The sequence below is a fragment of the Mesorhizobium sp. M0815 genome (genome assembly GCF_040319995.1).
Taxonomy (GTDB): Bacteria; Pseudomonadota; Alphaproteobacteria; order Rhizobiales; family Rhizobiaceae; genus Mesorhizobium.
This window is the reverse complement of sequence record NZ_JAMYOU010000035.1, coordinates 1-25,601: the sequence shown is the minus strand read 5'-3', so window position 1 is coordinate 25,601 and position 25,601 is coordinate 1. Positions and strand designations below refer to the sequence as shown.

Here is a 25,601-nt window from a genome sequence, read left to right as displayed (position 1 = left end):
CCCTCAGTTGCCGTTCTGGAACATGCGGGCGTTGCCCGGCTGATATCCGGCGCCAGGCGTCAGGAAGCGGCGGCGCTGCTCGCGGCCCTGTTCGGCGGACGCGGCCTGCTCGGCCGATTGAAGCGCCTGCGCCCGGCCGTTCGCAGCGACCACGGCGGTCAGGTCGGCGAGCTGTTGCGCCTGAAGGCCGAGAAGCTGGTTGCCAGCCTGCGCCGCCTGCAGCGCTCCGGTGGCACCCTGGCTCTGCCCGATAAGGGCATACATCTGGGTTCGATTGGTTTCGATGTTGCCGACAACGCCGGCTTGGACGCGCATGGCGTCCTGGAGGGCGCCGACGGTGTTCTGCCAACGCTCGCGGGCGCCAGCGATCAACTGCTGGTCGGATGCCGAGAGCGAGGCGTTGCCGTAGGTCGTCTGGAACGCCTGATCGATCTGCTGGACGTCAAAAGCGATGTTCTGCGCCTGTGTCAGAAGTTGCTGAGTACGCTGGACCGACTGTTGAAGCTGCTGGAGCGATGAGTAAGGCAGGCTCGCAAGGTTGCGGGCCTGGTTGATCAGCATCTGCGCCTCGTTCTGGAGCGAGGTGATCTGGTTGGTGATCTGCTCCAGGGCGCGGGCGGCCTGAAGGACGTTCTGCCCATAGTTCGTCGGATCGAAAACGATGAAGGCATGCGCCGATGTCGTGATCATCGGCGACAGCGAGATAGGTGCTGTCGCGAGGGCCGCGACGATGCGGGCGGCAAGCGAACGGGAACGGATAGTCATGGTTGGGCCTCCTGCTGGGGTTCGGGACTGAGGTTCGTCAGATTGGGGATGAGGTCGGCGGCCCACGCAACGCCGCGGGCCCGGAGCCAGGCCGGCGCGAAGCTCTCACGGCCGTGCTCGGCGAGGACGCGTTCGATCGCGGCCTGGTCGGTTTTGGACGAGGTGGCGGTGAAGGCGAGCGAAACCTCGCCGAGCCCCAGCTCGAAAAGCCGGTTGCCTAGGCGGCTCTGGCAGTAGTAGTCGCGCTTCGGGGTGGCCCTCGCGAGGATCTCGATCTGGCGGTCGTTCAACCCGAATCGCCGATAGATCGCCGTGATCTGCGGCTCGATCGCCCGCTCGTTCGGCAACAGCAGGCGCGTCTGGCAGCTCTCGATGATGGCGGGCGCAATCGCGCTACGGTCGATGTCGGAGAGTGACTGCGTGGCGAAGACGACGCTGGCGTTCTTCTTGCGCAGCGTCTTCAGCCATTCGCGGAGCTGGCCAGCAAATCCCTCGTCGTCGAGGGCGAGCCAGCCTTCATCGACGATCAGCAGCGTCGGCCGACCGTCGAGGCGGTCCTCGATGCGGTGGAACAGATAGGAGAGCACTGCCGCCGCCGCGCCCGTGCCGATCAGCCCTTCGGTCTCGAAGGCCTGTACCGAAGCCGCGCCGAGTCGCTCCGTCTCGGCGTCGAGGAGACGGCCGTAAGGTCCGCCGACGCAATAGGATCGAAGGGCCTGCTTCAGGGCCGATGATTGCAACAGCACAGAGAGGCCGGTCAGCGTGCGTTCGGCGACCGGGGCCGACGCGAGCGAGGTCAGCGCCGACCAGAGATGTTCCTTCACCTCTGGCGTGATGGCGACGCTCTCGCGCAGCAGGATCGCAACGATCCAATCGGCGGCCCAGGCGCGCTCGGGTATGTGATGGATACGCGCGAGCGGCTGGAGCGAGACGGACGCCGCGTCGCCGTCGGTCAGGTCGCCGCCGAGGTCATGCCAGTCGCCGCCCATGGCGAGCGCGGCCGCGCGGATCGAGCCGCCGAAGTCGAAGGCGAAGACCTGAGCACGTTCGTAGCGACGGAACTGCAAGGCCATCAGCGCCAGCAGCACCGACTTGCCGGCGCCGGTTGGGCCGACGACGAGGGTATGGCCGACATCCCCGACATGAAGGGAAAACCGGAACGGGGTCGAGCCTTCGGTCCTGCCGAAGAGCAGGGGGGGCGCTGCAAAATGCTCGTCCCGTTCCGGCCCCGCCCACACCGCCGAGAGCGGGATCATGTGGGCGAGATTGAGGGTGGAGATCGGCGGTTGCCGGACGTTGGCGTAGACTTGGCCAGGCAAACTGCCGAGCCAGGCGTCGACCGCGTTGATCGTCTCGGCCATCGCGGTGAAGTCGCGACCCTGAATGACTTTCTCGACGAAACGGAGCTTCTCATCGGCGACGCGTGGATCCGCGTCCCAGACGGTGACGGTCGCCGTGACATAGGCTTGCCCGATCAGATCGGAACCCAACTCCTGAAGCGCGAGATCGGCATCCGCCGCCTTGTTCGCCGCATCGCTATCGACAAGCGTCGACGCCTCGTTGGTCATCACCTCCTTGAGGATCGCGGCGATCGACTTGCGCTTGGCGAACCACTGCCGGCGAATCCTAGTGAGCAGCTTCGTGGCATCCGTCTTGTCGAGCATGATTGCCCGCGTCGACCAGCGATACGGAAAGGCGAGCCGGTTCAACTCGTCGAGGATGCCGGGTGTCGTTGAGCTCGGGAAACCGACGACGGTGAGGATGCGCAGGTGCGCCTTGCCGAGTCGCGGCTCGAGGCCGCCGGTCAGCGGCTGGTCCGCCAGCAGCGCGTCGAGATACATCGGGATCTCGGGCACGCGCACGCGGTGGCGCTTCGTCGAGACCGTCGAATGCAGGTAGTTCAGCGTGTCGGCGTCATCGAGCCAAGCGCTTTGGGGCATGAAGCCTTCGACGAGCTGAAGCACCCGGTCGGTGCGATCGACGAAGCCGCGCAGGATCGCGCGGGCGTCGACGCCGCCTTGCACCTTGCCCTCGTAGAGCCAACTCTCAGCGCGCGCGGCATCCTCGCCCGGCGGTAGATAGAGGAAGGTCAGGTAATAGCTGGACTCGTAATGTGCGCCTTCTTCCTCGAAGTCGGCTTTGCGTTCGGCGTCGATCAGGGCGGATGCCGCGTCGGGAAACCGGCTCTCGGGATAGCGCTGTGCCGGCAACCGCGCGGCTTCGACAAAGATCGCCCAACCGGAGCCGAGCCGGCGAAAGGCATTGTTGAGGCGTCCGGCGACCGCGACGAGTTCGGCCGGCACCGACGATTCAAGATCCGGCCCGCGAAAGCGCGCGGTCCTCTGGAAGGAGCCGTCCTTGTTGAGGACAACGCCTTCGCCGACGAGCGCCGCCCAAGGCAGGAAGTCGGCCAGGTGGGAAGACGCGCGGCGATATTCGGCAAGGTTCATCATGGCCGGTTTCCTGATCCTTGCCTCAGACGTTCAAGTGGCCGGGGATACGCAGATGCCGGCGCACCACGTCGACGAACATCGGGTCGCGCTTGGCCGCCCAGACGGCCGCGAAATGGCCGACGGCCCAGAGCAACAGGCCGACCAGCCAGAGCCGCAGACCGAGGCCGAGCGCCGCGGCAAGCGTCCCGTTCAGGATGGCGATAGCGCGGGGCGCACCGCCGAGCAGGATGTGGTCGGTCAGCGAGCGGTGAACGGGAGCGGTGAAGCCCGGAACGTCGCTGCCAGTGCCGAGGAAGCTGGCCATCAGACGAGCGCCCCGCCGCCGAAGGAGAAGAACGACAGGAAGAAGGAACTGGCCGCGAAGGCGATGCTCAGCCCGAAAACGATCTGGATCAGCCTGCGGAAGCCGCCTGAGGTGTCGCCGAAGGCCAGCGTCAGTCCGGTGACGATGATGATGATCACCGCGACGATCTTGGCGACCGGGCCTTCGATGGATTCGAGGATCGATTGGAGCGGCGCCTCCCAAGGCATGGAGGAACCGGCAGCGTGGGCGCGAGGCGCCAGTACAAAAGTGGCGTAGGTGGCAAACGCCGCGGTCGCGATGTGACGGCGGATGCTAAGGGCATGGCGGATCATGGACGGTCTCCTTGGGGCTCGATCGTTGCAGGGGTGGTGGCGTAGTCGCCGGTCGGGCCCAGACCCTCGACACGGGCGAGTTCGGCAATGCGGCGATGCGCCCCGCGACCCGAAAGCACGGCCACCAGATCTATGGTCTCGGCGATGAGCGCACGCGGTACGGTGACGACGGCTTCCTGGATGAGTTGATCCATCCGGCGGAGCGCGCCGAGGGCCGTTCCCGCGTGAATCGTGCCGATGCCGCCGGGATGTCCGGTGCCCCACGCCTTCAAGAGATCCAGCGCCTCGGCGCCGCGGACCTCACCGATGGGAATGCGGTCGGGCCGCAGGCGAAGCGACGAGCGCACCAGATCGGAAAGCGAGGCGACGCCGTCCTTGGTGCGCAGTGCGACGAGGTTGGGCGCGGCGCATTGTAGCTCGCGCGTATCCTCGATCAGCACGACGCGATCAGAGGTCTTGGCGACCTCGGCCAACAGCGCGTTGGTGAGCGTGGTCTTGCCGGTCGAGGTGCCGCCAGCGACGAGGATGTTCTTGCGGGCCGCGACGGCCGCGCGCAGCACCTCGGCCTGGTTGGCCGTCATGATGCCCGCGGCGACATAGTCGCCCAGCGTGAAGACCGCGACAGCGGGCTTGCGGATCGCGAAGGCTGGGGCCGCGACGACCGGCGGCAAAAGACCCTCGAAGCGCTCCCCGGTTTCAGGCAGCTCGGCCGAGACGCGCGGACAACCGGAGTGGACCTCGGCGCCGACGTGGTGGGCAACGAGGCGCACGATACGCTCGGCATCGGCGAACGACAGCCGCTCGCCCGTGTCGGCGAGCCCGTGAGAGAGACGGTCGATCCAGAGCCGGCCGTCGGGGTTGAGCATCACCTCGACTATTTCTGGGTCTTCCAGAAAACCGGCTATTGCCGGGCCAAGGGCTGTGCGCAGCATGCGCGCGCCTCGAAGTATTGCCTCGGATTGCTGGTGAAAAGCCGCCATATCGTCCCCTTTGCCAACGAACCGCAAAAGCGGCCCTGGCTCGGGGATGATCAGAAGGGGCAGGAATTAGTGTCTGGCAACAACAACAATGCGGCGTCGTAGCGCAGCGTATAGAGACAGGGAAACGGCGGGACGTCCGAATACTTGGCATCCGCTTCGCGACGACTATTCAGCCCTTATTGGCCGACTCGTCGGGATCTTCGGTCGACGTGACGCTGCCGATGTAGTCGGGAATTTCCCGAAGAAAGCTCTGCCCCTTCTGCAGGCGCCGGCCCAACGCTTCAATAAACCCTTCGAACCGCTCGCGGCCCTTGATCTGGGCTGCCGCCTGCGCGTCGTTCGGCAGGGGTGGCGTGACGGTGAGCCAGAAGCGGACGAAAAGCGCCAGCGTTTCCGCGGTAACACCAAGATCTCGCTCCATGCGCTGAACCTGTCGCGAGAGCCGGTCGAGGCGGCGTGTGAAAGCTGCCTCTCGCCGGTCGGCGCCGTCCGGCGACAGGAATGAGGCGACCGCTGCTTCTACGATCGCCGAGCGGGAGAGTTTCTTGCGATCGGCAAGCTCGGCTATCTGCTTCAGCATTGCGGGCGGAAAATAGACGTTCATCCGGTCGCGCACGATCCGGCCTCACATCTCGATGCCGTCACTAGGATCGAGCGCAACCTGGCGTGCGATCCCACGCATCTGCTGGCGCAGGATGCGGCCCTGTCGCGCGGTGTCTTCCGGATCGTCATCTTCGATGATGGCGAACTCTTCCCGTGGCCTCAGCCCGTCGGTCTCCTTCGCGATGGCGACGTGATCCGGCAGCTCGGGTTCTCGGCGCACGCCACCATTAGCCGCATCCTGCTCGGCTTTCTCGGCGTCCGCTGGGAGTGCGGGCGGAGGCTTCTGTGGAACATTTGCCGACCAGTTGTCCATGCGAACCGATCGGCCGCATTTTGCCGGATCGGGCGGCGGAAGCACGCGCGCCTTGAACCGCCCGTCCTCGTAGTAGCGCGCCTTCTTCGCCCGGATCGGCGGTGTGCCCGCCACCATGACGATCTCGTCGCTCGGCGGGAGTTGCATGACTTCGCCCGGTGTGAGCAAGGGTCTCGCTGTTTCCGAGCGCGAGACCATGAGATGCCCGAGCCAGGGCGACAAACGATGCCCGGCATAGTTCTTCATTGCCTTCATTTCGGTGGCGGTGCCCAGTGCGTCCGAAACGCGCTTCGCCGTCCGTTCGTCGTTCGTCGCGAAGCTCACGCGGACATGGCAGTTGTCGAGGATCGAATTGTTGGCGCCGTAGGCCTTCTCGATCTGGTTGAGCGACTGCGCGATGAGAAAGGCTTTCAGGCCGTAGCCAGCCATGAAGGCCAACGCGCTCTCGAAGAAATCCAGCCGGCCGAGCGCCGGAAACTCATCGAGCATCATCAGAACGCGGTGATGTCGGTCCTTCGCATGAAGATCTTCAGTCAGGCGTCGGCCAATCTGATTGAGCACCAGGCGGATCAGCGGCTTCGTGCGTGAGATGTCCGACGGCGGTACGACGAGGTAGAGGGTTGCCGGCATCGGATCGGCGACGATGTCGGCGATCCGCCAGTCGCAGCGGCGCGTCACCTTGGCGACGACCGGATCGCGATAGAGACCGAGAAAGGACATAGCCGTGGAGAGCACGCCGGACCGCTCATTGTCGGATTTGTTCAAGAGCTCGCGCGCCGTCGACGCGACGACAGGATGTGGGCCGGCCAGTCCGAGATGCCGCGTCGTCATCATCGCCGCGAGCGTGGTCTCGATCGGCCGTTTCGGGTCCGACAGGAATCCGGCGACGCCGGCCAGCGTCTTGTCGGCCTCGGCGTAGAGAACATGCAGGATCGCGCCGACAAGCAGGGAGTGGCTGGTCTTCTCCCAATGGTTCCGCTTCTCGAGCGAGCCCTCGGGATCGACGAGCACGTCGGCGACATTCTGGACGTCGCGCACTTCCCACTCGCCGCGGCGCACTTCGAGAAGCGGGTTATAGGCGGAGGACTTGGCATTGGTGGGGTCGAACAGGAGCACTCGCCCGTGCTTAGCGCGAAAACCTGCTGTGAGCTGCCAGTTTTCCCCTTTGATATCGTGGACGATGGCCGAGCCTGGCCAGGTGAGAAGCGATGGCACGACGAGGCCGACGCCTTTGCCGCTCCGCGTAGGCGCGAAGCACAGCACATGCTCCGGCCCGTCGTGCCGAAGATAATCGTGATCGAGCTTGCCGAGAACGACGCCGTCTGGACCGAGCAGTCCAGCGGACTTTACCTCATTGGGCCTGGCCCAGCGTGCTGAGCCGTAGGTCTCGACATTCTTTGCCTCGCGCGCTCGCCAGACCGACATGCCGATCGCCACGGCGATGGAGATGAAGCCGCCGGAGGCTGCGACATAGGCGCCCTCGACGAAGATGGACGGCGCATAGGCGTCGTAGGAATACCACCACCAGAAGAAGCTCGGCGGATAATAGAACGGGACGCCCCCCAGATCGAACCATGACGAGCCGAGCTGTGGCTGGAATCCGAGCCTCCATGCCGTCCACTGCGTCGCCCCCCAGGTCGTGGCGAGCACGATCAGGAAGACTACAGTGATCTGGCCCCAAAGGATTTTCGTGGCGGACAACAGCAGGTTCCTCGACAGCAAATGCCATCAAGGTCGGTGGTCTGTAGAGAGGATTGCAAGGCGTCATCTTCGCGGATCGCAGTCCCGGCGACACTAGAGAACATATACAGGAGAAAGAGCAGGTGGGCGACGGCATCGCCGGCAAAGACAGTGGAACGCTCGCACTTATGAAGCGCCCTTTTTGATAGTCGATCAGACGTCTCGTCTCGGCCCGAAAATCGGCGCGCCTGTCTCCTATTGTCGGATGTTTCGGGGTAATAGTCGTCGCGACGTTGGTGGCGGCAGCCCTCCCGAGGCGTCCCTTGGGAATGTCATTTCCTCATGATGACCTCGCCTAGATCGGCGAGGCGCTCGATCACATGATGCGGTCTGAATGGAAACCGCCCCATGTCAGCTCGCGTACTCACACCAGTAAGTACAAGCGCCGTCTGCAGGCCCGATTCCAACCCGGCGACCACGTCCGTATCCATTCTATCACCGACCAGGATCGTATCGGCCGCACTAACTCCTAGCCGGTCGAGCGCGCTTCGCATCATGAATGGGTTAGGCTTCCCAACGAAGTAGGGCTGGCGGCCGGTAGCTTTCTCGATCAGTGCTGCAACCGCGCCGCAGGCCGGATGGAATCCGCGCTCGGTCGGGCCGGTGGCATCCGGATTGGTGGCAAGAAACCAAGCTCCTTTTGCCACGAGTTCGGCGCCAGTGGCGATCTGTTCGTAGTGGTAGGAGGTGGTGTCCCCGAGGACCACGAAATCCGGTCCATACTCCGTGATCCGGCAGCCTGCGCTCCGCAGGGCCTCGACCAGCCCGTGGTCGCCGATGACATAGGCGGATGATCCGGGCTTTTGCAACTCGATGAACCGCGCGGTAGCCAGTGCCGAGGTGTAGATGTGATCACGGGCTACGGGGAAGCCAACCGCCCGCAGACGCTCGGCATGATCATCCGGCGTAAAGCGAGAGTTGTTAGTGAAGATTTGAAACGGCTTGCCAGTGGCAACCAGCGTCGCGACATAGTCGATGGAGCCGTCAATCGGTTGGCCGCCGCGGACCAGAACCCCGTCCATGTCGAGAAGGTGCGCTGTGATCATCGTATCTCAACCATCAATGTCTTTGGGTGGATGCGCGGCTTGAGCATGTGCTGTGTCACGCGCGTGGCAATTTGCGAGAATTTCCGGCAAGATACTCATTCAGAACGATGGGGAAAGGGCACCCAATCGCTTGTGCGGTAATATGACGTCGTAGCGTGGAAAAGGGCCGGCAGCGTAATCGGTCGCCGTGCGCACTGGCTCAGCCGTTGCGTCGATGCTTGCGCACATGTGCTGCGTGTCGGCGATAGACAGATCGTGATCGGCCACGCCTGCCATCCAGCACCCTTGAAGGCGGCCCTTCCGCTGGCGACAGTGAATGGCGGGCTTCCATGCGTTCACGGAGTTGCACACTACAATCCAAGCCCCCGTTTCCGGCCGAAGCTCCATTCGATGCCACCGCCGTCTTTGACGACGCCGGCGATGCTCTGGCCGAGTTTCCTTTCGAGCGGAGGTGACCACGGCACGAGTTGGAAGCCGACGCCGTTGTCGATCATCGCGAAGCGGCCCGAGGTGAGCGTGAGGCGCTGGCGATAGATGCCGGCGACATGCTCGCCGACGGCGGCCTTCATGTGGGGCAGGCCGGTTTCGACCGAGAGCCGCGCGGCGGCCGCATCCAACTCTCGGCGGCTCAGCGTATTGAGGAGGTCGCGCTGCAGAATGATGCGCTGGCCTTGTCGGCGGGCGAGCCCTTCCTCGGCGAGATGGTCGGCACGAGCCGAAATGGCGTCGCGGACTTCACGGCCGAACCCGCCCATCGAAAGCGGCATTGGCTCGCGCTCGACTAGCCGATGATCGAGCCAGGTCGCGCCCAGCGCCGTGATCTGGCGGTTCAGGTCGACGTCCGAGCGATTGGCGAGCACGAGTGTCGGCCGCTCGCTCTCCGGCGCGCCGAAGCGGCGGACCTCGACGATGCCGCCGATCGGCGGCGCGTGCTCGAAGGCCTCGATGCTGCGGAAACGGACATGGTGCGCGCGGCCGTCGGTGCCGTCGATCACGGCATAGGCTTCGCCGGTCATCTCGTTTTGAAGGCCCTTGTCCACAAGCCGGCCGATGATCGATGCGCGTGTCGCGCCTGTGTCGATCACATAGTCGGCGACGCCGCGATCCTGGCCGCGCTCGGTGAAGGCGCGGTGCATCGTTTTGATGATATCGCCGCGCATGCCGAGATCCCGGAGCGAGCGCTCGGCCTCAAGACCGACCATCCATTCGCCGGGACCGGTCGGGGTGGCGAGGCCCATCTTTTCCAGATGCTGGACCCGGCCGATCATCAGGCGGCGGATTTCGGGATCGGCGGCACCGGTCGCTTGCGGGCGCAGGTCGATGTACCCGGTCTCGTCGGCGACGATGCGGATCTCCACATCGAGCCGCGTCCAGCGCTCGGCGGTGATCTCCTTCTCCAGCGCGTTGCGGATTTCGTGCTCGGGTCGGGGTCCGAGTTCGATCGACACCAACTCCTCGGCGCGCGACCGCAGGCCACGGCTGATATAATCGCGCGAGATCACAAGATCCGCGCCGGTGTCGTCGACGCCTCGCACCAAGAGATGGACGTGGGGGTTGTCGGTGTTCCAATGATCGACGGCGACCCAGTCGAGCCGGGAGCCGAGGTCGGCTTCCATCTGCTTCGCCAGGTCGCGCGTGAAGGCGCGCAGGTCCGTCATCTCGGCGGCGTCCTCGGGTGAGACGATGAAGCGGAAGTGGTGTCGGTCGTCCTTCGAACGTTCGGCGAATGCTAGGTCGTCGGCGCGGTCGCCGGCGGCGTCGAACATCACTGCCTTCTCGCCGTCGCGGGTGACGCCGTCGCGCTTCAGATAGGACAGGTGCGCAGACAAAGGGGCGGAGCGAAACGCCTTGCCGGAATGCCGGGCAATCCGCGCGGCGACGACGACACGTCGGCCCGAAGAGAAGAGCCGGTTCCGGCTGAAGTTGATCCGGCCGCGCCCGAAACTTGAGCGGCCCAGAACGGGCGCGGGGCCGCTCCTCGGCGCTGAGCTGGACGCGCCATCGGTGTGGCCGGCGCGCTTGGCGGCGCGCAGCACCTGGTTGATGAAGCTCTTGGGCTTCGGCGCGCGGGTGCTGCGGATGCGTCCTGGCCGGACGCGAAGGTTGCTGTCGCTCTCGCTCATGGCAACCCTGCCAACAGGGGCGTCAGCCGTACAGTGCCGGAAACCAAATTGAAATCATTGATAAAATCCTCAAGCGCGGCACGCGCCCCGACCGACAGGCACGCCAGAAGCCAAGCCATATCAATGGCTTGGATGACGACCGGCGAGCCCCTTTTATCTTGCCGTCCTAAGCTCGAGTTTCCTCGCCTCTCCTGCAATTCTCTCCTCCCTCCGCCATTCCACGCCGGTTCGCGCGATCCCGCGAAACTCGTCATCGTGGGCCTCCAGTGCTGGGACGGGCGATGAACAGGCCGTCGGAATCGGGCGAGATGGCGGAGAGATCGTGCACGGGAGTTGCCGCCGGGGCGTCATCGGGCTGACGATCGCGCGGTGCAGGATCGACAGCCGGCGTGTGCTCGGACTGGGCGGCGAACAGCGGTGCGCGCGCCCAGTTATTGCCCTCGACGGCCGCGGCTTCGACGAAAGGGCGATCTATTTTTCCGCCTCCGACAAGAGGCGCAAGGGCAGCGACGTAGGTGCGGGTTTCGGCTGGTAGCGCACGGCGGCCAGCGAGGTATTCCTCGTAGCGGCCGCGGCCAGCATTGTAGGCGGCGAGGAAGCCCGGTGATCCATAGCGGTCGTGCATTTCGCGCAGATATGCCGTGCCCGCCAGGATGTTGTCGCGCGTGCTGTAGGGATCGTCGCCGAGGTGATGGCGAAGGCGAAGGTCCGTCCACGTGTCGGGCATGATCTGCATCAGCCCCATGGCGCCCGCGGGCGAGATCGCCCGGACGTCGCCATGGCTTTCGGCACGCATGACGGCGCGTATCCAGTTCTTTGGAATGTCGAAACGCCGCGACGCCTCGGCGATGATAGCAGCGTAGGGGTCGGCTGCCGCCGTCCGTTCGATCGGCGCATTTTGCGCGACTGTAGCGGGCGGCAAGGCGGCGACCGAAAGAACCCCGGAAAGGAGAAGGAATGCGCTACGGCGAGCGACCTTGGGAAGGCCGGCGGTGGAGCGACGGCGAGTGAGCGGCATGGCGTCACTCCCGCTCGCCGCGCTTGGGTGGACGGTTCCAGTGCAGCGACCACGACGCATCGTCGGCATCGGATCGGAACAGGTGGGCCCGGATCGGCTGCGTGAAGACGGGATCGTCGAACAGCAGCGAGACGTATTCGCCGGCCTTCTCTCCGGTACGCTCCAGCCCGCACCAACCTCCGGACCGTCGCCGTCCCCGAGATGAACGCGATAATCCGGCGCGTTCTCGGCGTCCGACGGCTCGGCCGGAACCACGGCGACCTGCACGTCAAGGCTGAGCGTGCGGAGGCGGCCTGAGTATCCGGACTTCGTGCGGGTGAACTCCCCGATCTGCGGCATTTTGTACTCCTTTCTGCGGTGGGCGTTGAAGGTTCAGGCGTGTTCAGTGGGTTGGAGCGCGCCACTCGTACCGCCCTGTCCCGTCCTCATCGGTCCAGAGCGGCGCCGCGCGGCCGATGATCGAACTGGCCTCAATCGGCCCGAAGTAGCGGCCATCGAGGCTGTCGCGAACGTCCCAGTTCATGAGGAAGAGTTCGTTGCTGGCGATGCGGCGGCAGCCCTGCCAGACCGGCAGCGGTCGGCCGAGCCGGTCGCGTTCGAGCGCCGTTCCCATTGCGATGCCATCGACGATGATACTCACGCCGTCGCGACAGACTTCCTGTCCGGGAAGGCCCACGACCCGCTTCATCAGTGGCACACCGCGTGGCAGATAACCGCCGTCGGCGAGGAAGCTCGCCAGCGGCTCCGGTGCGTCGATGGCGACCAGATCGGTCACCTCGATCCGTCCGGCTGGCTGTATGCTGTAGAGACCGATCGGCGCGCTGGCTGACCCGTTCCAGATCAGCTTCGGCGCGAGATGAATGAAGGACAATCCGCCGATCGCCAGCACAGCGAAGTACGTGGTCATGACGTAGCCGAACCGCCTCATGGTTCGGCCCTGCGGCGCTGAAGCCAGGCGTGATGACGCTGGCGGGTGTAGGGGCGGGGCTCGTGGCCGGCGTTGAGACGGTTGTGGACGTGTCGCCAATGATCGGGCGCGACCTCGACGGGGTCGATGCCGAGCGCCTCAATGGCGTCGATGGCCTGCAGCACGCGCTCGACTTTCGGCCAGCGGTCGACTTTCAGCAGGATGTCGCCGCCTGGTCTGACGAAGGGCAGCGTCTGGAACGGTTCGCCGTCACGAACCGCGCGCAAGATGTCAATGCGCGAGATGATCGTGCCGAAGTCGTTCGCCGCCCAGCGGACGAAGGCGAAGGTGGTGTTGGGCGCAAACCCGACGACGCCGTGGCGCTGGTCGAGAACCTGCTCGTGAACCTTGCGACCGAACCTGATCCAGTGCTCGATCCTCTTCTCGATCCAGGTCAGCTCAACGAGGGTTGTGGATGGTGTGGCAACGTCGGACTGTCGGCCGCCGCGCATACGAGGCGTCTGGTTTCGGGTCACGGGGTGTCTCCTTGGCTCTTGGGGAATTCGCGGGCGAGCAGGTCGCGCAGCATGTCGGCGACGGTCTGGCCGCGCTGGAAGGCGACGATCTTGATGCGACCGCGCAGCTCGGGTGTGACGTCGATCGTCAGCCGGGCGGTGAAAGCGGGGCCGTCACCACTTCGACCCGGCGATATCTCGGATTCCTTGATCCAGCCCTCGGCGGTGCCGGGACGTGCGGCGAAACCGCGCTTCGGGGATCGCCGAATCATGGCGCGATCCTCCCGACCTCGGCGGCGAGGGCCGCAATCTCGCGAGAAGCCGGGCTATCTTCGTCTGTCTCAAAGACGAGGCGACCCGATTGCGCGGAATTGGCAAAGGCGACGCGCTGGCCAATGGTCGCGGCGAGCACGGGCGGATGGTAATCGGCCAACGTCTTGGCTGTTTCGCGAGCGATGACGGTGCGCGTGCCGCAGCGATTCAGCACGAAGCGCGCAGCAAGTTCGGGGCGGCAGATCCGTGCCTCAAGGATCAACGCTAGCATCTCGGCTGACGCCCAGCCGTCGAGCGGCGACGGCTGAACCGGGACAAGCGCGAGATCGGCCGCGAGCAGCGCCGAGCGCATCAGCGCGGCGACACGGGGCGGCCCATCGATGACGATATGATCGGCACCTCGGGCCAGTTCGGGCACCTCGCGATGCAGTGTATCGCGCGCCAAGCCGACAACCCCGAACAGCCGTGGCAGACCTTCCCGGGCGCGCTGCTGCGACCAATCGAGAGCCGAGCCCTGCGGGTCGGCATCGATCAGCGTGATGCGCTTTCCCGTCCTGGCCCATTGCCCGGCGAGATGCAGCGCCAGCGTCGTCTTGCCGACGCCGCCTTTCTGATTGAGGAGCGCTACGATCATTTTGCCCCTCGCGGCTTAGGTTCGAGGGGAAGTTCAGGTGTCGGAACACCGGATTTACTGAAAGACGTATGCGGGAAGATCGGGGGCTGAAGCGTCTGTGTTTCGTCGCGATTACCGTCGTCGGCAGAGCTTTTGACGATGCCGCGCGCGCCATAAGAGTTAGATTCTGTGTTAGATTCTAAGTTAGGGGCGCGATTTTCGCTTGCCGTGCAGTCGGTTAACCCCGGTTTGGGTTCCCGATAGCACGAGCCTCGGGTTCCCGATGGCACGATAGCGCGGGTTCCCGATAGCACGAGGCCGTCCACAGGTCTCCCTTGAGGAGACGGCTCAAAGGCGAGCAGCACCCGGCCGCTGATTTCGACCTCGATGAACAGGGTGTACCCGGGCAGCGGCTGGCGTCTGACGATGTCGCGCAGCTCGAAGGCAAACCGCTTGAAGGGTGAGAGGCTACCGGACTTCAGGTAGAGATGGCGGAAGTCGAAGCGCCAGCCGGCGCGCTGGCGGCCACCATGCTTGCGCACGAGCCGATAGAGCCAGCGGTCGAGCCCGCCCGTCAGCGAAAAGTAATCCCGGTCGATGGTGAGTACGAGGGCCTCGTCGAGGACCGCCTGATAGAACCAGTCGGGGACGATCAACTCGATGCCGGCGGGACGCCCGCGCCGATCCGTGCGCTCGACCCATTCGTTGATCCATGAGAAGCGGTGCCGGCGGCCCTGTGCGGGCTGGCGGATCGTCGTCGCTACCGTTGTCGATTGCAGTCGATCGAGCGCCGCCTTGAGGCGCTGGTAGTCACGAGCGCCGACGCCGCGTCCGATGAAGGTGAGAATTTCGTAGGGCGTCGCCGCCATGAGGCGCGACGTCCGCAACCCGGCGTCACGCGCCTCGACGATCTGGCTTGCGGCCCAGATCAGGATATCCGCATCCCAGATGGTCGCAATGCCGTGCTCGGCCACGGCCTCGACGCGAATGACGACGCCCGCGGCGGAGAAGTCGATAGGCTGTATCCGATCGGATTTGGAGAGGCTGAAGAATGGATAGGCCATGAGATCCTGCGTGTCTCGGGGTGCGAGATCGCTGCCGCGCGCACGGAACAGTTCGAGTTGTCCGCGTTCCGACAGGGGGCGACGGCGCACCGGCATTGATGAAACCGGCGCGACGGTCAGCGGGCGTGACGGCCGGCAACGACGGGCGTCACGGACTCATGGCGCTTTGCGGGGAGAACAGTGCCGCGGGGATCAGAGGTCGAGGTGACGGCGCCCCGGTCCGCCCAGGCGTGCAAATCGTCGATCGCGTAGACGACGCGCCCGCCGAGCTTTCGATAGGATGGGCCGGTCCCGTAGGTCCGGTGTTTCTCCAGGGTGCGGCCGGACAGACCCAGGAATCGGGCGGCTTCGGGAGTACGAAGAAAGCGCGGCGGCAAGCCGGTGAGGTTGGCGGACATGATCGGGCCTCCGTGGGTTCATTGAGGCCGCTGGCGATCAGCGGCGGACGAAGGCCACGGTGGCGGAGAGGAGCCGCGAGGGGGGATGGCGAAGAAGGGTGAGCTAAATTCGCACCCCAGTCGTGGCGCGAAGCGTGTCAGACTTGCGGCGATGGCGCAGAAGCTTGCGATAGCCGCCGGCGATCATGGCGCGGCCGTCCTTGACGAGGTCTATGGTGCTGTCTCGAAGCGCCGAGGTCTTCCAGGAATCTGCTGCGACGCGCGGCGCGCCGTAGATGACGTTTGCGATCTCGCGGTAGCTCGCGCCGTTCATGCTGCCGTCGACGGCCTGCAGCATGTGGCGCAGCCTTCGGCGTTGCTGTGCCGTCAGGCGGGTATCGGGGAGAATGCGACGGCCATGCAGTGCGCGCCAGAGCCGGGTGACGGCGTCGATGCGATCGAGGCCGTCGGCGTCAAGCGGAACAAGGGCCGCCAGCGGCTGATCGGGCCGCGCATCGCCGAGCACCAGAAGGCGGATGGCGGCGGCACCCTCGCCGTGCACAATGCTCAGCCCCTCCGGGCCTAACTGCGCGTTGCGGGGATCGAGTTCAGGTGGCGCAAAGCCTTCCAAGCCCGGCAATGGCAATGGCGGGATCGCTGTGAGCATTACTGTGCCCGGATCGGCTCCCGGCGCCCAGAACACTGCCGTCTCGATGGCACTGAAAGTTGGGTCGACAGGGAAATCGCAGCCCCCAGCGCATTCGCACCATGTTCGTCAGGCGCTCACGGTCCGCGTCGGGGTGTTCGACTTCAGCGCAGTCGCGCTGATAGTCGGCATTGCGGCGCAGCCATTCCCATGCGAGGTCGGCGGCGACGAGGTCGTCGAGATAGTGGTACGTCGACGAGGATCGCCACTGTGATGTGTCAGGCCGCATCAGTGTCCTCCAAGCGTGCATGTCTCGTACATTCTGGAAGCGACACGATTGCCGGATGGAAAGACCTCGGGAAGCCCTCGCGTGGACAACGCGCGATGCGGGCGCGGCATCGCGGTCGAGTTAGTGACGGCCCTCGCGAACAAGCTTGCGGTAGCCGTGCTCTGTCATCCAGCGTGCGCGGGCAAGATGGGTGTCGTAGACGCGGCGGGCTCGTTCGGGTTCGAGGTCAGCATCTAAACCAAAGAGGATCGAGACCGCCTCGTGCCAGTCGGCACCGTCCGCCGCCGCGTCAAGCAGGCGGATATACAGCGTCATGTGCTCACGATCGTACCTGGTGAGCTCTTGGCTCTCTGGTGGCTGGTCCAGAAACGCTTCTTGTGTCACGCCGATCTCCCGCAGCCAGTCATCGCAGCGTCTGCATCATCGTCAGCAGTATAGGCTGGCAGGTGAATGCGCGAGTGCACGAAGGCATCAGGTGATGCGCGCGGCGCATCGCCGCGCCGGTGCGTGAGAGGCTAGGGCGAACCGGCGGAATCGATCTTCGCACGAACAAGCATCACTCCTTCCCCTTGGTCGGAGGACAGAAAGACGATACCGCTGCTCTCAAGGGTCCGGCGCACCTGATCGCGTGTCGTCTCGTACACCTTGAAGTCGTTCTCGGACTCAAGGCGCTTCAACGCGGTCAGCGATACCAGGGCCTTCTCAGCGAGCGTCTCCTGCGTCCAACCAAGCAACGCGCGCGCGGCCCGCGTCTGTCGGGCGGTGATCATGCATGACCACCTCCTACAGACCCAAATGCGCACGCCAGAACTACGGCTAAAATAGTCGTTCTTTGGTGATATAGCGAGAGAAAAGTGCCACGCGGGGCTGGCTTTGGGGAATTAAGCCCGAACTGATTCGGTCGCCCGAAAAGGGCTTGGCCCCGCCCGGTGTGTCCGGGCGGGGCGTTGGTCAGGCCGCCTACTCGCCGTTACGGCGGCTGGGGCGGGACCAGATGAGGCTGAAGCCTTCGCCTTCCTCGTCCTCGAAGAGGTTGGCGTAGATCGGGGCGTTGAAGCTCGGGTCATCGAGCTTGAGGCCAAGGTAGTCACGGCCCTCGTTGGAGGTTTGGGACCAGGCGGCGCCGATCTCGGCGCGGCCGACGAAGACGCGGTGGCTTGGGGCGTTCTCGCCGACCTGGCGGCTCTCGGGGACGATGCGGACGTTCTTGGTCTGAAGGCTCAGGGTGACGATTTCGCCGGTGAATTCGTTGCCGGACTTCTTGAAGGTGCCGATGGTCGCCATGGTAGTTCTCCTTGATCTCTGCTCCGAGCCCGCACCATTGCGGCCTCGATGGCGATCCACGGGCCGGAGGCGATCGACGCGGCATCGCTTGCGACCCCAGCATCAGCGAAGGATGGCAGCCAGGCGACTTTGTTGTCTCGCGAGGAATGACGGCGCAGCCGGCAGGGGAAGAAAGTCGATCGGCGCCATTGCCGCATAGGCGGTCGAGGCGTACCCGACCTTCGGTCAGATCAGGCCATTGATGAGGCCGTTTTGGAGCGGTCGATCACAGAGACGGATCACGGAGAAACGTGGCGAGCGTCCGCGACGCCGCGACGCGGGCAAACTACGTTGGCGGGCTGCCACACTGTCGTTCGAGGCATGACCGATTCGGATCCCGATACTGATGCTGCGAGAGGATCTGATGCAATCGGCTTTCACAGGCGCGATCGAGCGGCGACGAGCTGCAGGAGCGCTGCAAACCAGCACTCCAAGAAAGAATGGCTGAGCGCCATCTCGGCGTAGGAGGCAGGTACCCGCAGCGGCTGACCATCTGCGAGAAGACTCAAGCAAGGGCCGCCGGCGAGTGAAGACGGCCCTTGTGGTGACCCTACTAGTGAGGCCTGCGGTTCTCGACAAAGGCGCCGGGCAGGCTTCGTTCTGCCTCGCTCACGGCCGTCATGCTTCGGCGAACGTCGTCCTCGAATCGAGCGGCAACCTCTGCCTCAATGCGTTCGAGTTCGGCGCTGGTGATCTGTTGCCCACCCGGTAGGGCGGCGTTGACTTGCAGAGCCGCAATTTCACTTAGCCGAGCGAGCTGGTAACCCGTTAGCGCCTGGTTGAAATCGGCTAAAGCTCCTTCAAGACGATCCTGCTCCTCTCTGAACGCCACGATCTCATCAACCGGAGGTTCACAAATGAACCTCACCAGCGTGTCTTGCCTGAAGGGGATCATGCGATCGGTTAGTGTCTGCGAGAGCACGCCGGCTTCCGTGACGTGAACGAAGCCATTATTGTTCTGAGTCGTCGGCCAAGCGAATGTCTTGCCGTTGACCGATCCAATCGGATCCTCATTTGAGTGTTGATGGCAGCCGCCGCAGCTGATCGCGCCGGCTCTCGCTATGAGTTGGTCGATCGTGACAGCGGCCCCACCCGGAAAACCTCCCGCCAAACCTTGCAATGCGGTATCGATCTCGCCCTTGAACGTAGGCGCAAGTTTCAGCTTCTCTTCCGGGATATCCAGAGTGTCTTGCGAGTCGCTCTGGAATTCATTGAAGCGATCATCCGTAATGCGAGACCCCACCCTGTTCACAATCACTTTCTCATAGAGGAGCTGGTCGAATGTCGAGTCCATCGGGTTCAAGCGAGGATCTTTCTTCATCTCCTTAGGGAGGAATTTCAGCTCAGGCTCCAATAGCTCCGCGATAATTCCGTCGCTCTTGACGAACTCGGCATGAAACAACGCCCTGAGCTGGTCGATATCTCCGACCTCTTTGCCCGCGTCCGTGTACAGTTCCGCCAGCGGGTTGGTCTTGACGGTGGCCATCACAAATTGCCCAGCCGCCGTAGGCAAAAGTTTCCATTCTCGGAGCTGCCATTTGTCCTCGAGGAACACGTTTCCGCGCAGTTGGCCAAGGGCACTCAGATGATCCGCTTGAATGGCCGCCGGATATCCGGGTATGCCATCAAAGTAGAACTTCCGAACCGCCTCGATGCGCTGGGCATCATCCGATATGTCACTCAAATCGCGCCAGAAATCAGCCAAGCCAAGGCAGCCGGCGGCACCTACATGCTGCGGATTGGGAATCTTCGTTTCGAAGATCAGAAAGAAACGATCAGGAAAGGTTCCGATTTGCGGATTTGTTATGGGAGCCTTGAAACCGTATACGATCCGATACTCTCCGCAATTGGCGAAGTTTGCCGGCGCCAGATCGAACCTGTTGAATACGCCAACAGGGATCAGACCGAAGTCGTCATTCGGGTCGAGCAGCCGGGATGCAACGAGCTGGTTTTCGCCAGGTCGCGCGTCAACGGCCATCACCAGATTGGCGATTGGGTTGACCTCTTCACTCTTGGCGAACGTCGCAACCAAACTCGCAACCAGTGCGGCCTCGGCCTCTGCTCCCTCGGCAGGAACGGGCAGAGTTCCAAGCAGTTTGGCAATGACGTTCTTCAGCGCAAAAGGCTCTTTCAGCAATGTAGGATCATGCAAGACAATGGAGCGGTCTGGATCAACCGTGGGGTTGCATTCCTGAGCAGTCACCGGGGCTGTCGCGATGCACCCGCCGAGAGCGGAGGCCATAAGCTTTCGATACGCAGACGCTTTCAGCAGTCGACGCATTGTCATCTCCCATGAATTGAGGGCGACCGGATGCTCACTATAGAAGAATTGAACGGCGCCCACGCCAGACTGTACATGTGCTGGAGACAATATCAACCCTCCGCCAATATCAAACTCCTAAATCAGTGAAGGCGCTGCGCGACAAGCACTTTTAGCTGACGATTAAACTGAAAATGGTCGTATGGCGCGAGTTGCGCTGGAGAACAATAATACGAAACGTTCAACTTTCGGATGTCGCGCGCTATACCGGCTTCTGCGCACTCGCAGCGGCCGAGGACCCCATTACCGCCTTTCTATCAGGCTCTGCTTCGGCTTCGTTTGAGGTATTCAACAACAAAGCGGTTTCCGGTAACCGCCTCAAGCCGCGATGCCCCGGCAGGAGGCGGCTTTTTCGTCAGACGTCAAAGCGCAAGCTTCGCAAGCATCCAACACGCTGCACTACACGGTCGACCGGGTGTTTATGGTGGCCGGCAAGGTCATCAGCCGAAGGTCGCTGTTCCGGCCTGAAATGTTGGGAGGTGGCGCTTATGCGCCACCCGATGCGAACTTCCAGACCGGGATGCCGAGTTTCTTTGCCTTGTCGGCAAGGTTGTCCTGAATGCCAGTGCCGGGGAAGTGCATGACGCCAATCGGCAGGACGTCGAGCATCTGGTCATTGCGCCTGAACGGCGCGGCTTTAGCGTGTTTCGTCCAATCGGGCTTGAATGCAACCTGCGACACCTTGCGATTGTCGGCCCATTTCGCGGCAATGCGTTCGGCGCCCTTCGGGGATCCGCCCTGTAACAGCACCATGCCGGGATGCTTGGCGTGAACCTGATCGAGCTTCGCCCAGATCAGGCGATGATCGTTGAAGTCGAATCCTCCGGTGAACGCGATCTTCGGCCCGGCAGGCAGAAGCACCTGGGTTTTCGGCCCGTTTCTTCGCCTGCAGGAAATCGCGGCTGTCGATCATCGCGGTGGTGAGATGGCGGTGGTTGACTATCGACCCGGTGCGTGGTCGCCATGCCGATCCGGTGTGCTGCTCGTAGTGTTCGCCGGCCTGGTCGCGCATCAGCTCGAAAGTATCGCGCCGTTCGATCATCGTCTGGCCCTGGACGGTGAGGTTCTCGAGTTCGACTGCCTTGATCTCGGTGCCATCTTGCTCGCGCTGCAGGCGGCGCTGTGCCTGCTCGTTGTCGTCCAGTTGACGCTCGATCCGCAGCACAGCGCGGTGGAAGACGTTGGAAATCGACCACAGCAGATCGTCGAGGTCGGGTTCGAGGCGTGTATCCGCCATGGTGGCGATAAAAGCGTCGAAGATGTCTGCCACGGCTCCGGCCATATGGCCGCCATCGGGGAGCGGTCGAGGATCGGGCTCGTCCGCGAAGGGACGCCAGCCATAGAGTTGGAGTTCGGTCAGGACGTGGTCGGTCGGGGATGCGGCGTGGTGCGGTTCGGTATAGTCGTGCTCGCTCATGGAATGCTCCCGTCGGTTGGACCGCGACCCTCGCGGCCTTCATGGCGACGAAGGCTCACGGGCGGGATGGCCTCGCACCCGGAGCGAAGCAGAGGGCCGGAGCGCAGCGGAGGATGGCAGAGGCAGACTATTTTGCCTCGCGATGGAAAGGCGGCGTAGCCGCCGGCGGAAAATAGTCGGCCGGTGCCATTGCCCGGCCGGCCCGCCTGTGGGCCCGATCGCCCTCTCGAAGGCCGGGTCGCGGCCCTCTTCGGCGGTGGCCTCTGGCGCGTGACGCCGGCCTCGTGAACCGCAGGGCGCACGCTCCATCCCGGTTCAGGCCGCACGTTCGAGGTAACGATAGCGATCCCGGCGAACCAGTTGGTCCGCGACCGATCTGCGAAGTCCGTCGAGGCCCAAGTAGCGGAGATCCTCGTTGAAGTCGTCCATCCTCGGCGAGAGGGCGATCGCCTCGATCCCGGCATCGGTCGCCCGCTTGACCAGGTTGTCGCGGGCACCATCACCGGCGGGATCGTTGTCACGGATGATGTAGAGCCGGTTCAGCGTTGGCGGGAACAGGATGGCAGCCAGATGCGCGGCGGAGAGGGCTGCCGCCATCGCCATGTCGGGCAGGGCACATCTCAGCGAGAGGGTTGTCTCGATACCTTCGCCGGCCGCCATCACGCTGCCGGGGACACCGAAGCGGACGGCGTTGCCAAGGAGGTCACCCATTGCCCGTCGCGGCGTGTCGACGGGTGCCTTGCTAAGACCGTCCGGTGCAAGCCAGGTCCGGTGCGCGCCTGTCAGCCGCCCATCGAGGTTGGTGACCGAGCCGATCATCGCCGGCCAGGTTTCCGTCGGTCCATGATCGTCAGGGCGATAGTAGCAGCGCGGATGAAACCGCAGTGATCCGGTTCCGTGCAAAGTCGTAATGCCGCGGCCACGCAAATACGTTTCCACGACGGTTCCAATGATCGGCTGCGACATGCCCACCAGCCGACGGGTTGCCTCCGAGGAGCCGGCTGGAGCCTGGACACTCTGCGGGACGGGAGACGCCGGCCGCGCTGCTTCATGCGAGAGGCCTAGGAAGACCCGGGCTTCCTTAGCGACGTCTGCGAAAGCTCTGAGCCCAAGCGCCTCGCGCACCACGTTAAGCAGATCGCCATGCTCGCCAGTTGCGGCGTCGGTCCAGCGCCCGGCCGAACCTCTCGCGGAGTCTGCAAGGCGGACGAACATGGAACGACCCGGCGTACCGGCGCGGCCTGGTGCGCAAACCGCGAGGCAGCATATTTGGAGTGGCGGATCGTGATCTCCTCGAAATCCTCGACGCCCCAGAAGTTGCGGTTCTGACACACGGCGCGGAGATAGAAGCTGGCGATGCCGAGCGTTTTCGCCCCGACCTCGGAGTTCCAGCAGTAGAAGCCCCGGAAATAGAGATCGGGCGAGCCATCCGGCAGCTTGCCTGCTTCGATTGGGTTGAGGTCGTCGACCAGGAAGAGGAACACGTCGCGATCCGAAGCATAGAGCGTGGTGGTGTCCGAGGTGATGTCGACACGCGGATTGTAGATGCCGGTGGACCAGTCGAGCACGCCGGGGATCTTCCAGCGCGTGTCGCCAGTGCCATTGCCGGCGATCTTCTGGACGGCCGCAACCAGTTCGTGATCATAGATGCGACCATAGTCCGGGCCAGTGACGGCGCGGAGTTCGACGCGACCGTTCTCAACCTCGAGCGTCTTGACCTGCTCGGTGCGATGCGCGGTCAGGCCATATTGCAGGTTGATGCCGGCGAGTTGGCCAAAGCTCCAATGCGTCGGCGCGACCGGTCTATCCGCACCCGGAAACACCAGGGCAAGCCGCTCGGCATCGTCGCGGCTGGCTTCGACTCGGATCGCGGCGCTCTCGACGGTGCGGGTCCGGCTGCGCTCGGACCGCCCCTGCACCGACGCCATCAACTCGGACAGGGACAGGTAGCGCTCATCGGCCGGACGGTTGAACCATTCCGAGGACACGCGGCCGATGCGTTCGCCACGGCTCGCATCCACCTTGTAGCCACCGGGTGCGTCGCCGCCGGCATCGATAGTCACTGAATTGTTCATGAGAGTTCTCCATGACGGGCGCCGGAAGCCTCTCTCCCAGCCCTTCGCCGTCATGGCCCTCCAAACCGCCCTCTCACTCTCCCGGTGCGCAAGACCGCCACTAAGAGGAGGGGGGCTACGCGCTGTCGGCGCCGTGCCGCGTCATGGATGGAAGCCCGAAGAGTGAAGATTCGCAGAGCGGGGCTTCAGCGCCAGCCGAGAGCCCGGCGCGAAGGGACGCCCATCTCGACTCATTTGCGTTTCGCGATAGAGTGCCCGGCATGTGCAATGCCTACGAACAGCATGTGAAATGGGTCGAATACGTCCAGATGATGCAGGCGCTCGAGCTTGGCATCCCGACGCAACAGACCGAACTCGATCTGCCGGAAAGCGACGATATCAGGATCAATGACATGGCGCCGGTGATGCGCGCTGCCGGCAATGGCATTGAACTGGTGCCTATGAATTTCAGCTTCCCGCCATCCAATCCCAAGGGTGGCCCAGTCTTCAACTACCGCTCTGACGGCCGCCATTTCGACAAAAGCAACCGATGCCTCATCCCCGCATCGGCCTTCTTCGAATTCACGGGCAAGAAATATCCGAAAGCAAAACATCGGTTCACGCTGAACGATGCGCCATTCATGGCGATCGCCGGCATATGGCGCGAAGGCGCAGATGGCTCCAGCCCGGCCTTCGCCATGCTGACCACCGAACCTGGCGCCGATATCGCGCCTTATCATGACCGACAGGTGGTGGTCCTGCGTCCCACTGACTGGGCGCACTGGATCTACCTGACGAAGACAGAAGCAGAACTGCTGCGCCCCTTGCCGGAGGGCTCGCTCGCGGTTGAAACGGTTCGCCAGGGGTCGGACTTGGGCGGCGTGGGCAGGCCAAACGGCCTGAATGGGGGCACCCGGCAGCTTGCGACCCCAACGCAGACGATCATCCAATCAAAGGCACGTTCAGAAAGCGGTCGTGACGGCCGCTAACATCTAAGCTCAGCGCCCCCTAATTCGCCACTGTACTTTTCGCCATACAGATGTATCCGCTCAAGTCGCTCGAAGCAGCTCTCCGCGAGCAGAGCGCCCCGTCGCCCGCTCAATAACGTCGCCTACGTCACGGCCGTCCTCACGCGCCACGAGTCTAACAGATGCGGTTGCGCCGACGATCTTCGTGCCACGGGCCTCTATCGCACCACCGCTGATCTGCTGGCGTAGGCGCTCCCCCAAAAGGAGGTTTTCCGTGATGGCCCGCGGCAACCGGAGAAGGGAATCTGTGCTCTCAAACCAGCATCGACTGCTGGGCGGAGATACCCGCCGTCGCGCCGTGCGATGATGCCAGGGTGACCGAGGCCATGAGGGGGTTGGCGAGATCGCCGGCGGCGTAGATGCCGGGCATGCTGGTTTCGCGGCGCTCGTCGACCTTGAGGGCGATGCCGAGGGGCGTGTCGACCGTGGCGAGACCCAGTGATTCATGCAGGCTTGCGGACGGCTTGTTGCGCGGATGCGCGAACAGGATGTCGATCGCGACATTGGGGCCGGTATCGAGCTTGACGGTGGCGTTATGGCCCCCGTGATGGGCGATCTCGGTGATCCGGCCATCGACGACAGGTATGTTGCGGCGCGCCAGATCGGCCCGGATATCGGGCGGAAGGTCGTGACCATCGGCGAAGAGCGTCAGCGTGTCGGTCCAATCGTGGAACAGCCTGACAGAATTGTGCGACTGCGGGCCGGACCAGACGAGGCCCCAGTGCTGGCCGGCGACTTCAAAGCCGTCGCAGTAGGGACAGGGCACGATGGATGTGCCCCAGCCTTCGGCAAAGCCCGAAATATCAGGCATCTGGTCGACGACGCCATAGCTCAGGATCAGGCGGCGCGCCCCAAGGCTTTCGCCATCGCCGGTGAGGACAGAGAAATCGTCGATGGCGCCGGAGACGCTTTCGGCCCGGGCATTGACCAGCCTGATAGTGGGATAGCGCGCCAGCTGCTGCCGCGCTTCGGCCAGGATTTCCAGCGGAGGCTTGTGATCGTGGCCGAGCAGGCCATGCGAGTGGCCGGCGAAGCGGTTGCGCGGCAGGCCGGTATCGAGAACGGTGACCTTGCGGCGGGCACGGCCGAGCTGCAGGG

At 63.9% G+C, this 25,601-nt stretch carries 24 protein-coding genes and 5 pseudogenes; 1 reads left to right on the top strand and 28 read right to left on the bottom strand.

The genetic code is table 11. The annotated features are described in order from the left end of the window. Window positions 1-3 precede the first annotated feature (3 nt). From trbJ to NKI01_RS26820, 27 genes and pseudogenes are all read right to left on the bottom strand, one after another. On the bottom strand, window positions 4-765 hold the full coding sequence (gene trbJ, locus NKI01_RS26950; RefSeq protein WP_352965258.1) for a P-type conjugative transfer protein TrbJ: 762 nt from the start codon (window positions 763-765) through the stop codon (window positions 4-6). Further along, window positions 762-3,218, bottom strand: a complete 2,457-nt coding sequence (gene trbE, locus NKI01_RS26945; protein WP_352965257.1) for a conjugal transfer protein TrbE — start codon at window positions 3,216-3,218, stop codon at window positions 762-764. The genes trbJ and trbE overlap by 4 nt, the downstream gene beginning before the upstream one ends. A 22-nt stretch (window positions 3,219-3,240) precedes the next feature. Continuing rightward, window positions 3,241-3,522 (bottom strand): VirB3 family type IV secretion system protein, encoded by a 282-nt coding sequence (locus tag NKI01_RS26940; RefSeq protein WP_352965255.1) that lies wholly within the window; start codon window positions 3,520-3,522, stop codon window positions 3,241-3,243. Next, window positions 3,522-3,854, bottom strand: a complete 333-nt coding sequence (locus tag NKI01_RS26935; RefSeq protein WP_352965254.1) for a TrbC/VirB2 family type IV secretion system protein — start codon at window positions 3,852-3,854, stop codon at window positions 3,522-3,524. The genes NKI01_RS26940 and NKI01_RS26935 overlap by 1 nt, the downstream gene beginning before the upstream one ends. Then, window positions 3,851-4,834, bottom strand: a complete 984-nt coding sequence (trbB, locus tag NKI01_RS26930; RefSeq protein WP_352965253.1) for a P-type conjugative transfer ATPase TrbB — start codon at window positions 4,832-4,834, stop codon at window positions 3,851-3,853. Before trbB ends, NKI01_RS26935 begins: the two co-directional genes overlap by 4 nt. A gap of 169 nt (window positions 4,835-5,003) precedes the next feature. Next, complete coding sequence (locus tag NKI01_RS26925) at window positions 5,004-5,450, bottom strand: ribbon-helix-helix domain-containing protein (RefSeq protein WP_352965252.1); 447 nt, start codon at window positions 5,448-5,450, stop codon at window positions 5,004-5,006. Window positions 5,451-5,459: 9 nt separating this feature from the next. Further along, complete coding sequence (locus NKI01_RS26920) at window positions 5,460-7,451, bottom strand: conjugal transfer protein TraG (RefSeq protein WP_352965251.1); 1,992 nt, start codon at window positions 7,449-7,451, stop codon at window positions 5,460-5,462. A 311-nt stretch (window positions 7,452-7,762) separates the two neighbouring features. Next, the gene (locus tag NKI01_RS26915) at window positions 7,763-8,536 is read right to left on the bottom strand and encodes an HAD-IIA family hydrolase (protein ID WP_352965250.1); all 774 of its coding nucleotides are present in this window, start codon (window positions 8,534-8,536) and stop codon (window positions 7,763-7,765) included. 350 nt (window positions 8,537-8,886) lie between these two features. Then, a complete protein-coding gene (locus NKI01_RS26910) occupies window positions 8,887-10,659 on the bottom strand; it encodes a relaxase/mobilization nuclease domain-containing protein (RefSeq protein ID WP_352965249.1) in 1,773 nt (590 codons plus the stop codon). Further along, a complete protein-coding gene (locus tag NKI01_RS26905; RefSeq protein WP_352965248.1) occupies window positions 10,656-10,913 on the bottom strand; it encodes a hypothetical protein in 258 nt (85 codons plus the stop codon). Before NKI01_RS26905 ends, NKI01_RS26910 begins: the two co-directional genes overlap by 4 nt. After that, window positions 10,910-11,677 carry a lytic transglycosylase domain-containing protein gene (locus NKI01_RS26900; protein WP_352965246.1) on the bottom strand — a complete coding sequence of 256 codons (768 nt, stop codon included), beginning with the start codon at window positions 11,675-11,677 and terminating at the stop codon, window positions 10,910-10,912. The genes NKI01_RS26905 and NKI01_RS26900 overlap by 4 nt, the downstream gene beginning before the upstream one ends. A gap of 4 nt (window positions 11,678-11,681) precedes the next feature. Beyond that, window positions 11,682-12,016: pseudogene (locus tag NKI01_RS26895) on the bottom strand (DUF736 domain-containing protein). 43 nt (window positions 12,017-12,059) lie between these two features. Next, window positions 12,060-12,605 (bottom strand): S26 family signal peptidase, encoded by a 546-nt coding sequence (locus NKI01_RS26890; protein ID WP_352965245.1) that lies wholly within the window; start codon window positions 12,603-12,605, stop codon window positions 12,060-12,062. Further along, window positions 12,602-13,096 (bottom strand): DUF2840 domain-containing protein, encoded by a 495-nt coding sequence (locus NKI01_RS26885; protein ID WP_352965289.1) that lies wholly within the window; start codon window positions 13,094-13,096, stop codon window positions 12,602-12,604. The genes NKI01_RS26890 and NKI01_RS26885 overlap by 4 nt, the downstream gene beginning before the upstream one ends. Window positions 13,097-13,116: 20 nt before the next feature. Next, entirely contained in the window at window positions 13,117-13,371 is a 255-nt protein-coding gene (locus NKI01_RS26880) for a hypothetical protein (protein WP_352965244.1), read from the bottom strand. Next, on the bottom strand, window positions 13,368-14,006 hold the full coding sequence (gene parA / locus NKI01_RS26875; protein WP_352965243.1) for a ParA family partition ATPase: 639 nt from the start codon (window positions 14,004-14,006) through the stop codon (window positions 13,368-13,370). The genes NKI01_RS26880 and parA overlap by 4 nt, the downstream gene beginning before the upstream one ends. Beyond that, window positions 14,003-15,145 (bottom strand): replication initiator protein A, encoded by a 1,143-nt coding sequence (locus tag NKI01_RS26870; RefSeq protein WP_352965242.1) that lies wholly within the window; start codon window positions 15,143-15,145, stop codon window positions 14,003-14,005. Before NKI01_RS26870 ends, parA begins: the two co-directional genes overlap by 4 nt. Before the next feature lie 20 nt (window positions 15,146-15,165). Then, window positions 15,166-15,447 carry a helix-turn-helix transcriptional regulator gene (locus tag NKI01_RS26865; protein ID WP_352965241.1) on the bottom strand — a complete coding sequence of 94 codons (282 nt, stop codon included), beginning with the start codon at window positions 15,445-15,447 and terminating at the stop codon, window positions 15,166-15,168. A 103-nt stretch (window positions 15,448-15,550) separates the two neighbouring features. Then, the gene (locus tag NKI01_RS26860) at window positions 15,551-16,057 is read right to left on the bottom strand and encodes a DUF2285 domain-containing protein (protein ID WP_352965240.1); all 507 of its coding nucleotides are present in this window, start codon (window positions 16,055-16,057) and stop codon (window positions 15,551-15,553) included. Then, complete coding sequence (locus NKI01_RS26855) at window positions 16,035-16,361, bottom strand: transcriptional regulator domain-containing protein (protein WP_352965239.1); 327 nt, start codon at window positions 16,359-16,361, stop codon at window positions 16,035-16,037. Before NKI01_RS26855 ends, NKI01_RS26860 begins: the two co-directional genes overlap by 23 nt. Window positions 16,362-16,481: 120 nt before the next feature. Beyond that, window positions 16,482-16,745, bottom strand: a complete 264-nt coding sequence (locus tag NKI01_RS26850) for a DNA -binding domain-containing protein (protein ID WP_111546223.1) — start codon at window positions 16,743-16,745, stop codon at window positions 16,482-16,484. 131 nt (window positions 16,746-16,876) lie between these two features. Next, window positions 16,877-17,131, bottom strand: coding sequence for a helix-turn-helix domain-containing protein (locus NKI01_RS26845; protein WP_352965238.1), 255 nt, complete (start codon window positions 17,129-17,131; stop codon window positions 16,877-16,879). Window positions 17,132-17,321: 190 nt separating this feature from the next. Then, window positions 17,322-17,645, bottom strand: a complete 324-nt coding sequence (locus NKI01_RS26840; protein WP_352965237.1) for a DUF736 domain-containing protein — start codon at window positions 17,643-17,645, stop codon at window positions 17,322-17,324. Between the two features lie 592 nt (window positions 17,646-18,237). Next, window positions 18,238-19,965, bottom strand: a complete 1,728-nt coding sequence (locus tag NKI01_RS26835; RefSeq protein ID WP_352965236.1) for a hypothetical protein — start codon at window positions 19,963-19,965, stop codon at window positions 18,238-18,240. Window positions 19,966-20,490: 525 nt separating this feature from the next. Then, window positions 20,491-21,421 (bottom strand): annotated as a pseudogene (locus NKI01_RS26830) (DUF2493 domain-containing protein). 315 nt (window positions 21,422-21,736) lie between these two features. Continuing rightward, window positions 21,737-22,651: pseudogene (locus NKI01_RS26825) on the bottom strand (DUF7146 domain-containing protein); the annotation flags it as partial. 2 nt (window positions 22,652-22,653) lie between these two features. Continuing rightward, window positions 22,654-23,496 (bottom strand): annotated as a pseudogene (locus NKI01_RS26820) (DUF932 domain-containing protein); the annotation flags it as partial. A gap of 260 nt (window positions 23,497-23,756) precedes the next feature. Between NKI01_RS26820 and NKI01_RS26815 the strand changes: the two are divergent. Then, window positions 23,757-24,347 (top strand): annotated as a pseudogene (locus NKI01_RS26815) (SOS response-associated peptidase); the annotation flags it as partial. Window positions 24,348-24,756: 409 nt separating this feature from the next. Here the strand turns inward: NKI01_RS26815 and NKI01_RS26810 are convergent. Continuing rightward, window positions 24,757-25,599 (bottom strand): NAD(P)/FAD-dependent oxidoreductase, encoded by an 843-nt coding sequence (locus NKI01_RS26810; protein ID WP_352965235.1) that lies wholly within the window; start codon window positions 25,597-25,599, stop codon window positions 24,757-24,759. Between the last annotated feature and the right edge of the window lie 2 nt (window positions 25,600-25,601).

Coding starts and splice junctions, on each gene's coding strand:
- NKI01_RS26835 (WP_352965236.1), bottom strand. CDS start 19,965: ATGCGTCGACTGCTGAAAGCGTCTGCGTATCGAAAGCTTATGGCCTCC.
- NKI01_RS26940 (WP_352965255.1), bottom strand. CDS start 3,522: ATGGCCAGCTTCCTCGGCACTGGCAGCGACGTTCCGGGCTTCACCGCT.
- NKI01_RS26900 (WP_352965246.1), bottom strand. CDS start 11,677: ATGCCGCTCACTCGCCGTCGCTCCACCGCCGGCCTTCCCAAGGTCGCT.
- NKI01_RS26855 (WP_352965239.1), bottom strand. CDS start 16,361: ATGCGGCCTGACACATCACAGTGGCGATCCTCGTCGACGTACCACTAT.
- NKI01_RS26910 (WP_352965249.1), bottom strand. CDS start 10,659: ATGAGCGAGAGCGACAGCAACCTTCGCGTCCGGCCAGGACGCATCCGC.
- trbJ (WP_352965258.1), bottom strand. CDS start 765: ATGACTATCCGTTCCCGTTCGCTTGCCGCCCGCATCGTCGCGGCCCTC.
- NKI01_RS26845 (WP_352965238.1), bottom strand. CDS start 17,131: ATGATCACCGCCCGACAGACGCGGGCCGCGCGCGCGTTGCTTGGTTGG.
- NKI01_RS26865 (WP_352965241.1), bottom strand. CDS start 15,447: ATGTCCGCCAACCTCACCGGCTTGCCGCCGCGCTTTCTTCGTACTCCC.
- NKI01_RS26880 (WP_352965244.1), bottom strand. CDS start 13,371: ATGATTCGGCGATCCCCGAAGCGCGGTTTCGCCGCACGTCCCGGCACC.
- NKI01_RS26890 (WP_352965245.1), bottom strand. CDS start 12,605: ATGAGGCGGTTCGGCTACGTCATGACCACGTACTTCGCTGTGCTGGCG.
- trbE (WP_352965257.1), bottom strand. CDS start 3,218: ATGATGAACCTTGCCGAATATCGCCGCGCGTCTTCCCACCTGGCCGAC.
- parA (WP_352965243.1), bottom strand. CDS start 14,006: ATGATCGTAGCGCTCCTCAATCAGAAAGGCGGCGTCGGCAAGACGACG.
- NKI01_RS26915 (WP_352965250.1), bottom strand. CDS start 8,536: ATGATCACAGCGCACCTTCTCGACATGGACGGGGTTCTGGTCCGCGGC.
- trbB (WP_352965253.1), bottom strand. CDS start 4,834: ATGGCGGCTTTTCACCAGCAATCCGAGGCAATACTTCGAGGCGCGCGC.
- NKI01_RS26840 (WP_352965237.1), bottom strand. CDS start 17,645: ATGGCGACCATCGGCACCTTCAAGAAGTCCGGCAACGAATTCACCGGC.
- NKI01_RS26870 (WP_352965242.1), bottom strand. CDS start 15,145: ATGCCGGTGCGCCGTCGCCCCCTGTCGGAACGCGGACAACTCGAACTG.
- NKI01_RS26905 (WP_352965248.1), bottom strand. CDS start 10,913: ATGACGAGTTTCGCGGGATCGCGCGAACCGGCGTGGAATGGCGGAGGG.
- NKI01_RS26885 (WP_352965289.1), bottom strand. CDS start 13,096: ATGCGCGGCGGCCGACAGTCCGACGTTGCCACACCATCCACAACCCTC.
- NKI01_RS26935 (WP_352965254.1), bottom strand. CDS start 3,854: ATGATCCGCCATGCCCTTAGCATCCGCCGTCACATCGCGACCGCGGCG.